The following is a 13,150-nucleotide window of genomic DNA, read 5'->3' as shown; positions in this document are numbered from 1 at the left end:
ATAAACAAATGAATAAATAAGATTTAAAGATATATAAATCTACTGCTAAGGTCTGTTCCATCTTGGCGCCATCGCCACACAGCGAACCGCTGACACTTGCTCAAGGAATACTTGCATGCTGGTCGTAACACTTGGAGGCAGTCCCAGTCAGCGTTCCCGCTCCGGGGTCTTGCTGGAGAAAACCCGTCAATGGCTGCAGGACCAGGGCGTGGAGGTGGTGAGTTACCAGATCCGCGACTTTCCGGCCGAAGACCTGCTGCATGCACGGTTCGACAGCCCCAAGGTCATCGACCTTTTGCAGCAAGTGGCGAATGCCGATGGTCTGGTGATCGCCACGCCGGTGTACAAGGCCTCGTTCTCCGGTGCCTTGAAGACCGTATTCGACCTGCTGCCCGAGCGCGCCCTGGCCCACAAGGTGGTCTTGCCGATGGCCACCGGCGGCAGCATCGCGCACATGCTGGCGGTGGATTACGCCCTCAAGCCCGTGCTGTCGGCGCTCAAAGCGCAGGAATTGCTCCATGGGATCTTTGCCGAAGACAGCCAGATCGCCTACGGCGAGGGCAGTGCCCAGGCGCAATTGGTGCCCGTGCTTGAACAGCGCTTGCACGAAGCCCTGGAGCAGTTTTACAGCGCCATGGCCCGCCGCCCGAAACCGCTCGACCCGCATGTACTGAATGAACGCTTGTTGAGTGCTCGCTGGAGCATTTAAGCCTTACCCGACATCTGGAAACACTCACCTTACTCAGCCGCCAACGGCCAAGCAGGTGCCGCCAATACCCTAATCGCACATTTGGAGAGCGCCATGCGCACTGTCATTTTGCGTCGCGGTCTGGTCGCACTGTTTGCTGCGGCTGTGTCCTTCGGCGCCATCGTTCAAGCCCACGCCGCAGAAACCCTGCGCATCGGTTACCAGAAATACGGCACGCTGGTGCTGCTCAAGGCCAAGGGCACCCTGGAAAAACGCCTGGCTGCCCAGGGCGTACAGGTGCAATGGACCGAATTCCCCGGTGGCCCGCAATTACTCGAGGGCCTGAACGTCGGCTCCATCGACTTTGGCGTTACCGGCGAAACCCCACCCGTGTTCGCCCAGGCCGCCGGTGCGGATCTGCTTTACGTGGCCTACGAGCCGCCCGCGCCGACCAGTGAAGCGATCCTGGTACCCAAGGATTCGACGATCAAAACGGTGGCCGAGCTCAAGGGCAAGAAGATCGTGCTGAACAAAGGCTCCAACGTGCACTACCTGCTGGTTCGTGCGCTGGAAGACGCCGGCCTTGCCTACACCGACGTGAAAACCGTGTTCCTGCCGCCCGCCGATGCCCGCGCCGCCTTCGAACGCGGCAGTGTGGACGCCTGGGTGATCTGGGACCCGTACCAGGCCGCCGCCGAGAAACAACTGCAAGCGCGCACCCTGCGCGACGGCACCGGCATCGCCGACAACCACCAGTTTTACCTGGCGACCAAGCCCTACGCCGAACAGCACCCAGAAGTGATCAAGGCGCTGGTGGAAGAAGTGCGCGCCGTGGGCGAATGGTCCAAGGCCAACCCGCAGGAAGTGACGGACCAGGTCGCGCCGCTGCTCGGCCTGCCCGCTGATATCACCCTGACCTCCGTGAAACGCCAGGGCTACGGCGCGCTGTTCCTGACGCCCGAAGTGGTCGCGGCCCAGCAGAAAATCGCCGACAGCTTCTACCAGCTCAAATTGATTCCCAAGCCCTTGAGCATCAAGGACGTGATCTGGACCCCACCCGCCTCGGTTGCCAAAGCGCCGTAATCCGACTTCTTCAGGAGACAACTCCATGAGCCTCAATATTTTCTGGTTCCTGCCTACCCACGGCGACGGTCATTACCTTGGCACCGCCGAAGGCGCTCGCGCCGTCGATCACGGTTACCTGCAACAAGTCGCCCAGGCCGCTGACCGCCTGGGCTTCGGTGGGGTGTTGATCCCCACCGGGCGCTCCTGCGAAGACTCGTGGCTGGTGGCTGCCTCGCTGATTCCGGTGACCCAGCGTTTGAAGTTTCTGGTTGCGCTGCGCCCCGGGATCATTTCCCCGACGGTGGCCGCGCGCCAGGCGGCGACCCTGGACCGCCTGTCCGGTGGCCGTGCGCTGTTCAACCTGGTGACCGGCGGTGACCCGGAAGAACTGGCCGGCGACGGCTTGTTCCTCAGTCACGAGGAGCGCTACCAGGCGTCGGTGGAATTCACGCGCATCTGGCGTCGCGTGCTGGAAGGCGAGACCGTGGATTACGACGGCGAGCACATCAGCGTCAAAGGCGCCAAGTTGCTCTACCCGCCGATCCAGCAGCCACGCCCGCCGCTCTATTTCGGCGGTTCGTCCGAAGCGGCCCAGGACCTGGCCGCCGAACAGGTGGAAATGGTGCTGACTTGGGGCGAACCCCCGGCTGCGGTAGCGGAAAAGATCGAACAGGTACGGGCCAAGGCCGCCAAGCTTGGGCGCACCCTGCGCTTCGGTATTCGCTTGCATGTGATCGTGCGTGAAACCAACGAGGAGGCCTGGAAAGCCGCCGATAAACTGATCTCCCACTTGGACGACGAAACCATCGCCCGCGCCCAGGCGTCCCTGGCGCGCTTCGATTCGGTGGGCCAGCAGCGCATGGCGGCCTTGCATGGCGGCAGTCGCGACAACCTGGAGGTCAGCCCCAACCTGTGGGCCGGGGTCGGCCTGGTGCGCGGCGGTGCGGGCACTGCGCTGGTGGGCGATGGCCCAACGGTTGCGGCACGGGTCAAGGAATACGCAGACCTGGGCATCGACACCTTTATCTTCTCCGGTTATCCCCACCTGGAAGAGTCGTATCGGGTCGCGGAACTGCTGTTCCCGCACTTGGATATCGAACGTCCCGAACTACCGAAAAGTGCCGGCTACGTCAGCCCGTTCGGCGAGATGGTGGCCAACGACATCCTTCCCAAAGCTGCATCGCAGAGCTGAGGGGGCGCCATGAACCTGGAAAAAATCAGCCACCGCGTAGCGCCCTGGGTGCTGCCGATTCTATTGCTGGCGGTGTGGCAGTTGTCGGTGACGGCGGGTTGGCTGTCGACGCGCATTCTGCCGGCGCCCAGTGCGGTCATCGAGGCTGGCATCAACCTGGTCCGCAGCGGCGAAATCTGGACGCACCTGGCGATCAGCGGCTGGCGCGCGGGCCTGGGCTTTGTGATCGGTGGCAGCATCGGCCTGGCCCTGGGCTTTATCACCGGCCTGTCGAAGTGGGGCGAGCGCCTGCTGGACAGCTCGGTGCAGATGATCCGCAACGTGCCGCACCTGGCGCTGATTCCCTTGGTGATCCTGTGGTTCGGGATTGACGAGACCGCGAAGATTTTCCTGGTGGCCCTGGGCACGTTGTTCCCGATCTACCTGAACACTTACCACGGCATCCGCAACGTCGATCCGGCGCTGGTGGAAATGTCGCGCAGCTACGGCTTGTCCGGCTTCAGCCTGTTCTGGCAAGTGATCCTGCCGGGCGCGTTGCCGTCGATCCTGGTGGGCGTGCGCTTTGCCCTGGGCTTTATGTGGTTGACGCTGATCGTGGCGGAAACCATCTCGGCCAGTTCCGGCATCGGTTACCTGGCGATGAACGCCCGCGAGTTCCTGCAGACCGACGTAGTGGTGCTGGCCATCGTGATGTACGCGATCCTCGGCAAGCTGGCCGACCTGGCAGCGCGAGGCCTGGAACGGGTGTGGCTGCGCTGGCATCCGGCCTATCAAGTGAATAAGGGAGGTGCGGCATGACGGCTCAACAACCCCCGCGCCTGCTCAAGGGCATCCCCCTGGCGGTGCGCAAATTGCGCAAATCCTTTGGCGCGCGTGAAGTGCTCAAGGACATCGACCTGCATATCCCGGCCGGCCAATTCGTGGCGGTGGTCGGCCGCAGCGGCTGCGGCAAAAGTACCTTGTTGCGCCTGCTGGCGGGGCTGGACAAGGCCAGTGGCGGCGAGCTGCTGGCGGGTTCTGCGCCGCTGCATGAGGCAATCGAAGACACGCGGCTGATGTTCCAGGAAGCGCGCTTGCTGCCGTGGAAAAAGATCATCGACAACGTCGGCCTGGGCCTTACGGGCAACTGGCGCCCCAAGGCGTTGCAAGCGCTGGAGGCGGTAGGCCTGGCCGAGCGCGCCGAGGAGTGGCCGGCGGCCTTGTCCGGTGGCCAGAAGCAGCGCGTCGCATTGGCGCGGGCCCTGATTCACCAGCCGCGTCTGTTGCTGCTTGACGAACCGCTGGGCGCGCTGGATGCCCTGACACGTATCGAGATGCAGCAACTGATCGAAAACCTGTGGCGCAAACACGGCTTTACCGTGCTGCTGGTCACCCATGACGTGAGTGAAGCCGTGGCGATTGCCGACCGGGTCATTCTGATCGAAGACGGCGAAATCGGCCTGGACCTGATGGTGGACCTGCCCCGTCCCCGCGCCCGAGGTTCACATCGCCTGGCTGCGCTGGAAGCCGAAGTGCTCAACCGCGTGCTGTCGCTGCCCGGCTCACCGCCGGAACCCGAACCTGTTTCACCGCTGCCGACGCAATTGCGTTGGGCTCAATAACTCGCAGAGGAAAAAGTCATGACTATCAAAGCCATCAACGTGCGTAACCAGTTCAAAGGCACCATCAAGGAAATCGTGGTGGGCGACGTGTTGTCGGAAATCGATGTGCAGACGGCGTCCGGCATCGTCACCTCGGTGATCACCACTCGCTCGGTCAAGGAGCTGGAGTTGGTGATTGGCAGTGAAGTGATTGCCTTCGTAAAATCGACCGAGGTGTCGATCGCCAAACTGTGACTGTTTGATCGTTCCCACGCTCTGCGTGGGAATGCCGCCTGGGACGCTCCGCGTCCCCGCTGCATAAAAGTGACGCAGAGCGTCACGGGATGCATTCCCACGCAGAGCGTGGGAACGATCATCATGAGGCCGGCCCTGCCAACACAAGACTCACCGCTTAGGCAAATACACCGGCAAATAAAGCCCCACGTACGCATCAAACACCCGCATCCCTTCCTCCGCCATGCGCGGCGTAATCTGCCCATGCTGATGCACCGAACGCGCATACACGCGGTCACTGAGCTCCAATGCCAGGGCGAACACATCCACATCGTCGGGTAGCGTCGGCACTTCGAAATGGCGATTGAACACGTCGAGCATCAGATCGCCCAATTCCAGGTCATGCTGACGATCCGCCTGGGTGACTTCGGTCAAGCCATGCTGGGCCAGGATCAACTGGCGGGCGGCGGCATCGTTGCTGTAGACGGTGAGCATGCGCTGTTCGACGATGCAGGACAGGTCGCGCCAGGTCTGGAGCGAGTCATGTTCGATGGGCGCCTGGATGGCCGCGCGGAAGGCTGCGTGCACATCCGCCGTCAATGCCTCCAGCAACGCCGGCACGCCGGCGAAAAAGTGGTACACCGACGAGGGCGGGATCTGCGCCCGTTCGGCCACGCTGTAGATCGACAAGCCGGCCACGCCTTCGGCCGCCAGCAAGGCGCGGGCGGCGTCCAGGATCGCGTCGATCCGGGCCTGGCTGCGGGCGCGGGGTTTGCGAAGGGCGGCGGGGCGGGGGGCATGGAAGTCTCCTACAAGGCAAAGCGCATTGTATGAGCAGGAAGGTGTGTTGTCTGCCAGAGCGCCATCGGGAGCAAGCCCCCTCCCACATTTTGAATGTATTCACAGATCAACTGTGGGAGGGGGCTTGCTCCCGATGCGGCCAACTCGGTCTACCGGAAGAACCCCATAAAAAAGCCGCAGGCCATAAGGCCTGCGGCGTTTTTTTATCCAGCAACCGCTTAAACGGTATGCAGATACCAGTTGTACTCAAGGTCGGAGATGGAGTGTTCGAACTCTTCCAGCTCACTTTCCTTACAGGCGACGAAGATATCGATGTATTTAGGATCGATGTACTTGGCCATCACCTCGCTGTCATCCAACTCGCGCAGGGCATCGCGCAGGTTGTTCGGCAGGCTTTGTTCGTTCTGCTCGTAGCTGTTGCCTTCCACGGGGGCGCCCGGTTCGATCTTGTTGGTCAGACCGTGGTGCACACCCGCCAGGACCGAAGCCATCAGCAGGTAAGGGTTGGCGTCGGCGCCCGCCACGCGGTGTTCGATACGCACGGAATCGGCAGTGCCGGTCGGTACGCGAATCGCCACGGTGCGGTTGTCCAGGCCCCAGCACGGCGAGTTCGGCACGTAGAACTGTGCGCCGAAACGACGGTAGGAGTTGACGTTGGGGCACAGGAACGCCATTTGGGCGGGCAGGGTCTCGAGCACACCGCCGATCGCGTGACGCAATGCGGCGTTCTGCTCGGGATCCTCGCTGGCAAAGATGTTCTTGCCGTCCTTGTCCAGAATGGAGATGTGTACGTGCAAACCGTTGCCTGCCTGGCCTGGGTAAGGCTTGGCCATGAAGGTGGTGTCCATCTCATGGTCGTAGGCGATGTTCTTGATCAGGCGCTTGAGCAGTACCGCGTAGTCGCATGCCTTGATCGGGTCGGCGACGTGGTGCAGGTTCACTTCGAACTGCGCCGGGGCGCTTTCCTTGACGATGGCGTCGGCCGGGATGCCTTGCTCTTTGGCACCTTCCAGAATGTCCTGGAGGCAGTCGACGTATTCGTCGAGGTCGTCGATCAGGTAGACCTGTGTCGAGTGCGGGCGTTTGCCGGAAATCGGCGAGCGAGGCGGTTGTGGCCGGCCGTTCACGTTCTCCTGGTCGATCAGGTAGAACTCAAGCTCGAAGGCGGCGCAGATGGTCAGGCCCATGTCGTCGAACTTGCTCACGACTTGGCGCAGCACTTCGCGCGGATCGGCGAAGAAGGGTTCACCTTCCAGTTCGTGCATGGTCATCAGCAGTTGCGCGGTCGGGCGCTTTTGCCAGGGCTCATTGCACAGGGTGTCGGGGATTGGATAACAGATTCGGTCAGCATCACCGATGTCCAGGCCCAGGCCGGTGCTTTCCACCGTAGAGCCGTTGATATCCAGGGCAAATAAAGAGGCAGGCAGGTTAATGCCCTTCTCGTAAACCTTGTGGAGGCTGGTGCGTTCGATGCGCTTACCGCGCACCACACCATTCATATCCGCAATTAGAAGGTCTACGTACAGAACCTCAGGATGATCCTTAAGGAACGCGTTCGCTTCGTTAAGCTGAACGGCACGCGGGGGTACCGACATGATGCAACACCTTTGTTGTTAAAAATATCAATCATTGATCTTTTCTGGTTTCAGTCAACCCGAACGGCATGCCGAAGTCAAGCGAGGCCTTTTTTGCCCTGAAAAAGCGCCAGGGCGCCTTTTTTGGGGCTTTTTGGGGCGGTTTTTTGGGTTTGAGGGTCTTGGGACCTGCAGGCTTGAGCGGGCCGTGTTGTATTTTTTACGGGGGTGTTGTGTAAAAAAATGAACAAGGCTAAGCTCGATTCAAACCCATAACAGCAATAATACCGGGGTGCTTCATGTCTCGCCTGCCGCCAACTGGCGTCTTGGCCTGCTTCAGCCAGGCTGTGTGTTCCGTTTATTCCTGCAGCGTGTATCCCTGCGCACCGGCCAATATTCTTGACGCTTGGGCCAACCCTCTCTTTTTCCCTTCGTTTGTCTCGACGGTGCCCCTAGGCAGCGCCAATGCAGAGTGCTGCTCATGATTCTGCACAAGTTTGGCGTGAGGAATGCAACGCTGCAGCAAATGGCAGGTAAGCTCCTACCCTGAGTGAACAAAACGACGCGGATGCTGCGTCAACCAACGCCTGGCCTTTTAATGGATGCCAGGAAACCCAGCCCAGAGGCATTTATGAGTAACAACCTCGACCAGCTCACCGATTGGTTGAAAGACCACAAGATCACAGAAGTCGAATGCATGATTGGCGACCTCACCGGTATCACCCGGGGCAAGATCTCGCCGACCAACAAGTTCATCGCCGAAAAAGGCATGCGCCTGCCCGAGAGCGTTCTGCTGCAGACCGTGACCGGCGACTATGTCGAAGACGACATCTATTACGAATTGCTCGACCCGGCCGACATCGACATGATCTGCCGCCCCGACCAGAACGCGGTGTTCCTGGTGCCGTGGGCCATCGAGCCGACCGCCCAGGTGATCCACGACACCTACGACAAGCAAGGCAACCCGATCGAGCTGTCGCCGCGCAACGTGCTCAAGAAGGTCCTCAAGCTCTACGCCGACCGCGGCTGGCAGCCCATCGTGGCGCCGGAGATGGAGTTCTACCTGACCAAGCGCTGCGAAGACCCGGACTTCCCGCTGCAACCGCCAATCGGCCGCTCCGGTCGCCCGGAGACGGGCCGCCAGTCCTTCTCTATAGAAGCCGCCAACGAATTCGACCCATTGTTCGAAGACGTCTACGACTGGTGCGAGCTGCAGGAACTGGACCTCGACACGCTGATCCACGAAGACGGCACCGCGCAGATGGAAATCAACTTCCGTCACGGCGATGCGCTGTCCCTGGCCGACCAGATCCTGGTGTTCAAGCGCACCATGCGTGAAGCGGCGCTCAAGCACAACGTGGCCGCCACCTTCATGGCCAAGCCGATGACCGGCGAGCCCGGCAGCGCGATGCACTTGCACCAGAGCATTATCGAGATCGCCACCGGCAAGAACGTCTTCTCCAATGAAGACGGGACCATGAGCCAACTGTTCCTCAATCACATTGGCGGCCTGCAGAAATTCATCCCCGAATTGCTGCCTTTATTCGCCCCCAACGTGAACTCGTTCCGCCGCTTCCTGCCCGACACCTCGGCGCCGGTGAACGTGGAGTGGGGCGAAGAAAACCGCACCGTGGGCCTGCGCGTACCGGATGCCGGCCCGCAGAACCGCCGCGTGGAAAACCGTTTGCCGGGCGCCGATGCCAACCCGTACCTGGCGATTGCCGCCAGCTTGCTGTGTGGCTACATCGGCATGGTCGAAGGCCATAACCCGAGCGCACCCGTGGTGGGGCGTGGCTACGAGCGACGCAACCTGCGCCTGCCGTTGACCATCGAAGACGCGCTGGAACGCATGGAAAACAGCAAGACCATCGAGAAATACCTGGGTCAGAAGTTCATCACCGGCTACGTCGCGGTCAAGCGGGCCGAGCATGAAAACTTCAAGCGCGTGATCAGTTCGTGGGAGCGGGAATTCCTGCTCTTTGCCGTCTGATGCGCCGGGCGCGCTGCTGGAACAGCGCGCCCCCACCTGAAATGTCTAGGAGATCGGTATGTCCAGCAACAACCCGCAAACCCGTGAATGGCAAGCCTTGAGCAATGATCACCACCTGGCGCCGTTCAGCGACTTCAAGCAATTGAAAGAGAAAGGCCCAAGGATCATCACCAAAGCCCACGGCGTTTACCTGTGGGACAGCGAAGGCAACAAGATCCTCGACGGCATGGCCGGCCTGTGGTGCGTGGCGATCGGCTACGGTCGTGATGAACTGGCAGACGCCGCCGCCCGGCAGATGAAAGAACTGCCGTACTACAACCTGTTCTTCCAGACCGCTCACCCGCCGGTACTTGAGCTGGCCAAAGTCATTTCCGACGTCGCACCCGCGGGCATGAACCACGTGTTCTTCACCGGTTCCGGCTCCGAAGGCAACGACACCATGTTGCGCATGGTCCGCCACTACTGGGCGATTAAAGGCCAGCCCAACAAGAAAACCATCATCAGCCGCAAGAATGGCTACCACGGCTCCACGGTGGCCGGCGCCAGCCTGGGCGGCATGACTTACATGCATGAACAGGGCGACTTGCCGATCCCAGGCATCACCCACATCGCCCAACCGTACTGGTTTGGCGAAGGCGGCGACATGAGCCCTGACGAATTCGGGATCTGGGCCGCCAACCAGTTGGAAGAGAAGATCCTGGAGCTGGGCGTGGACACGGTCGGTGCCTTTATTGCCGAGCCGATCCAGGGCGCTGGTGGCGTGATCGTGCCGCCCGACAGCTACTGGCCGCGCATCAAGGAAATCCTCGCCAAGTACGACATCCTGTTTGTCGCCGACGAAGTGATCTGCGGTTTCGGCCGTACCGGCGAGTGGTTCGGCAGCGATTTCTACGACCTCAAGCCCCACATGATGACCATCGCCAAAGGCCTGACCTCGGGCTACGTGCCCATGGGCGGCCTGATCGTGCACGACGATGTGGTGGCCGTGCTCAACGAAGGCGGCGATTTCAACCACGGTTTCACCTACTCCGGGCACCCGGTGGCGGCGGCGGTGGCCCTGGAAAACATCCGCATCCTGCGCGATGAAAAAATCGTTAACCGTGTACATGACGAAACGGCACCGTATTTGCAGAAACGTCTGAGGGAGCTGGCGGACCATCCACTGGTGGGTGAAGTGCGCGGCGTGGGCATGCTCGGAGCGATCGAGCTGGTGCAGGACAAGGCCACGCGCAAGCGTTACGAAGGGAAGGGCGCGGGCATGATCTGCCGCACGTTCTGCTTCGAAAATGGCCTGATCATGCGCGCCGTGGGCGACACCATGATCATTTCGCCGCCGCTGGTGATCAGCCAGGCCGAAATCGACGAACTGGTGACCAAGGCCCGCCAGTGCCTGGACCTGACTTTGGCGGCATTGCAGGGCTAAGTGCTAGGCTCAGTGCGCAGCGGCTTTCGGGTGCTGCGACTGTGTAGATAAATGTGGGGGCCTGTTGAAAGCGGGCCCCCGAACTTGCCAGACTGTCGTCCTGTTTTGTTGCCCTTTGGCTGGGCCCGAAACACCTACAACTTGCGGCCCCAAAAAGAAAAAATCGGAGCATCACCCAATGAAGGCATTAGGTTTGAAGAACGCTGGCAAGACCCTCCTCGCCTTGTCCCTGATGGGCGCAATGGCGAGCGCGGCCCAGGCGGACAATAAAGTGCTGCACGTCTACAACTGGTCCGACTACATTGCACCGGACACCGTCGCCAACTTTGAAAAAGAGTCCGGCATCAAGGTGGTGTACGACGTGTTCGACAGCAACGAGACCCTGGAAGCCAAGTTGCTCGCAGGCAAGTCCGGGTACGACATCGTCGTACCGTCGAACAACTTCCTCGCCAAGCAGATCAAGGCCGGTGTCTACCAGGAGCTGGACACGTCCAAGCTGCCCAACTACAGCAACCTGAACAAATCCCTGCTTAAGGCCGTGTCGGTCAGCGACCCGGACAACAAGCACGCCTTCCCGTACATGTGGGGCTCGATTGGTATCGGCTACAACCCGGAGAAGGTCAAGGCCGCGCTGGGCGTGGACAAGATCGAGTCGTGGGATGTGCTGATGAAGCCGGAAAACATCGCCAAGCTGAAAAGCTGCGGCGTGAGCTTCCTCGACTCGCCGACCGAAATGCTGCCGATCGCGCTGCATTACCTGGGCCTGCCGACCGACACCCAGAAGAAGGCCGACCTCAAGCAAGCCGAAGACCTGTTCCTGAAAATCCGCCCGTCGATTGGCTACTTCCACTCGTCCAAGTACATCTCGGACCTGGCCAACGGCAACATCTGCGTGGCCGTGGGTTACTCGGGTGACATCCAGCAGGCCAAGTCCCGTGCGGCTGAAGCCGGTGGCAAAGTCAAAGTGGCCTACGACATTCCGAAAGAAGGCGCCGGCAGTTTCTTCGACATGGTCGCCATCCCGAAAGATGCTGAAAACGTCGAGGCCGCCTACGCATTCATGAACTACCTGCTCAAGCCGGAAGTCATGGCGTCGATCACCAACAGCGTGCGCTTCCCGAACGGCAACGAGAAGGCCACGGCGCTGGTCGACAAAGACATCACCAGCGACCCGGGCATCTACCCGTCGGCAGAAGTGCAGGCCAAGCTCTACGCGATTGCGGACTTGCCGGCTGCGACCCAGCGTGAAATGACGCGCAGCTGGACCAAGATCAAATCCGGTAAATAAAGGCATAAAACCTGTAGGAGCGAGCTTGCTCGCGAAAATTTCAAGAGCGCTGCGGGGTGCCTGATGCCCCGCATGATCGTTGGCGACCTTCGCGAGCAAGCTCGCTCCTACAGTTAAATGAAAGAAAGTTTTGCCGGATCGGTTTATCGAGGGTAAGTTGCGCGCCGGTTTTGTTGCCGGGCAACAACTCTAGGGCCAACTATTTAAGAGGACCTCCACTTGCCAATTTCTTTATTTCGCAAAGCCTTGCTGGTGGGTGCAGGTATCACGCTGGCTGTCAGCGTGCAGGCCGCACCGACCGTGCATGTTTATAACTGGTCGGACTACATCGGCCCCGACACATTGGCCAACTTCGAAAAGGCCACCGGCATCAAGCCCGTCTATGACGTGTTCGATTCCAACGAAACCCTGGAAGGCAAGCTGCTCGCCGGGCGTACCGGTTACGACGTGGTGGTGCCGTCCAACCACTTTTTGGGCAAGCAGATCAAGGCCGGGGCGTTCCAGAAGCTCGACAAGTCGTTGCTGACGAACTACGCCAACCTCGACCCGGCATTGCTCAAGCGTCTTGAGAAAAATGATCCGGGCAATGCCTACGCCGTGCCGTACCTGTGGGGCACCAACGGCATCGGTTACAACGTCGACAAAGTGAAGCAGGTGCTGGGCGTCGACAAGATCGACTCCTGGGCCATGCTGTTCGAACCGGAAAACATGAAGAAACTCGCCACCTGCGGCGTTTCGTTCATGGACTCGGCCGATGAAATGCTGCCGGCCGTGCTCAACTACATGGGCCTGGACCCTAACAGTACCAACCCGGCGGACTACAAGAAGGCCGAGGAAAAACTGCTGAAAGTACGGCCCTACGTAACCTACTTCCATTCCTCCAAATACATCTCGGACCTGGCCAACGGCAATATCTGCGTGGCGGCCGGTTTCTCCGGTGATGTGTTCCAGGCCAAGGCCCGCGCAAGCGAGGCAGGCAAAGGCGTGAACATCGCCTACGCGATTCCCAAAGAAGGCGGCAACCTGTGGTTTGACGTGCTGGCGATCCCCAAGGACGCTGCCAATGTCAAAGAGGCTCACGCCTTCATCAACTATTTGCTGCAACCTGAAGTGATCGCTCAGGTCAGTGATTACGTCGGTTATGCCAACCCTAACCCCGGGGCGGACAAACTGATGGAGCAATCGATACGCACCGACGCAGCGGTTTACCCACCGCAGGCGGTTCTCGACCGGACATTCGTCAACTTCGAGCTACCCCCGAACGTGCAGCGTTTAATGACCCGTAGCTGGACCAAGGTCAAGACGGGCAAGTAAG

12 protein-coding genes are annotated in these 13,150 nt (G+C 60.4%); 10 read left to right on the top strand and 2 right to left on the bottom strand.

What is annotated here, in order from left to right:
• The first annotated feature begins 115 nt into the window (after window positions 1–115).
• The 6 genes from ssuE (at window position 116) to C4J92_RS25435 (ending at window position 4,780) form a co-directional block, all read left to right on the top strand.
• Window positions 116–709: an NADPH-dependent FMN reductase gene (gene ssuE, locus C4J92_RS25460; protein WP_124405603.1), complete on the top strand. Its 594-nt coding sequence runs from the start codon at window positions 116–118 to the stop codon at window positions 707–709.
• Window positions 710–802: 93 nt separating this feature from the next.
• Window positions 803–1,771, top strand: a complete 969-nt coding sequence (locus C4J92_RS25455; RefSeq protein ID WP_124364876.1) for a sulfonate ABC transporter substrate-binding protein — start codon at window positions 803–805, stop codon at window positions 1,769–1,771.
• A 25-nt stretch (window positions 1,772–1,796) separates the two neighbouring features.
• A complete protein-coding gene (gene ssuD, locus C4J92_RS25450) occupies window positions 1,797–2,945 on the top strand; it encodes an FMNH2-dependent alkanesulfonate monooxygenase (RefSeq protein WP_124364875.1) in 1,149 nt (382 codons plus the stop codon).
• A 9-nt stretch (window positions 2,946–2,954) separates the two neighbouring features.
• Entirely contained in the window at window positions 2,955–3,743 is a 789-nt protein-coding gene (ssuC, locus tag C4J92_RS25445; RefSeq protein ID WP_124372216.1) for an aliphatic sulfonate ABC transporter permease SsuC, read from the top strand.
• Window positions 3,740–4,546, top strand: coding sequence for an aliphatic sulfonates ABC transporter ATP-binding protein (ssuB, locus tag C4J92_RS25440; protein ID WP_124368748.1), 807 nt, complete (start codon window positions 3,740–3,742; stop codon window positions 4,544–4,546). The genes ssuC and ssuB overlap by 4 nt, the downstream gene beginning before the upstream one ends.
• Before the next feature lie 18 nt (window positions 4,547–4,564).
• Window positions 4,565–4,780, top strand: a complete 216-nt coding sequence (locus C4J92_RS25435) for a molybdopterin-binding protein (protein WP_003176783.1) — start codon at window positions 4,565–4,567, stop codon at window positions 4,778–4,780.
• A gap of 150 nt (window positions 4,781–4,930) precedes the next feature.
• On the opposite strand, the gene C4J92_RS25430 is transcribed toward C4J92_RS25435, so the two are convergent.
• A complete protein-coding gene (locus C4J92_RS25430) occupies window positions 4,931–5,506 on the bottom strand; it encodes a TetR/AcrR family transcriptional regulator (RefSeq protein ID WP_124405602.1) in 576 nt (191 codons plus the stop codon).
• A 272-nt stretch (window positions 5,507–5,778) separates the two neighbouring features.
• The gene (locus C4J92_RS25425) at window positions 5,779–7,155 is read right to left on the bottom strand and encodes a glutamine synthetase family protein (protein ID WP_124364871.1); all 1,377 of its coding nucleotides are present in this window, start codon (window positions 7,153–7,155) and stop codon (window positions 5,779–5,781) included.
• Window positions 7,156–7,765: 610 nt separating this feature from the next.
• Between C4J92_RS25425 and C4J92_RS25420 the strand changes: the two genes are divergently transcribed.
• From C4J92_RS25420 to C4J92_RS25405, 4 genes are all read left to right on the top strand, one after another.
• Window positions 7,766–9,124, top strand: a complete 1,359-nt coding sequence (locus tag C4J92_RS25420; RefSeq protein WP_124364870.1) for a glutamine synthetase family protein — start codon at window positions 7,766–7,768, stop codon at window positions 9,122–9,124.
• 58 nt (window positions 9,125–9,182) lie between these two features.
• Complete coding sequence (locus C4J92_RS25415; protein ID WP_124405601.1) at window positions 9,183–10,547, top strand: aspartate aminotransferase family protein; 1,365 nt, start codon at window positions 9,183–9,185, stop codon at window positions 10,545–10,547.
• 193 nt (window positions 10,548–10,740) lie between these two features.
• Window positions 10,741–11,835, top strand: a complete 1,095-nt coding sequence (locus tag C4J92_RS25410; protein ID WP_124405860.1) for a polyamine ABC transporter substrate-binding protein — start codon at window positions 10,741–10,743, stop codon at window positions 11,833–11,835.
• A gap of 219 nt (window positions 11,836–12,054) precedes the next feature.
• Entirely contained in the window at window positions 12,055–13,149 is a 1,095-nt protein-coding gene (locus C4J92_RS25405) for a polyamine ABC transporter substrate-binding protein (RefSeq protein WP_124405600.1), read from the top strand.
• The last annotated feature ends 1 nt before the right edge of the window (window position 13,150 follow it).

Source organism: Pseudomonas sp. R3-18-08 (genome assembly GCF_003852065.1).
Lineage (GTDB): Bacteria > Pseudomonadota > Gammaproteobacteria > Pseudomonadales > Pseudomonadaceae > Aquipseudomonas.
This window is presented reverse-complemented; position numbering and strand designations above follow the sequence as displayed.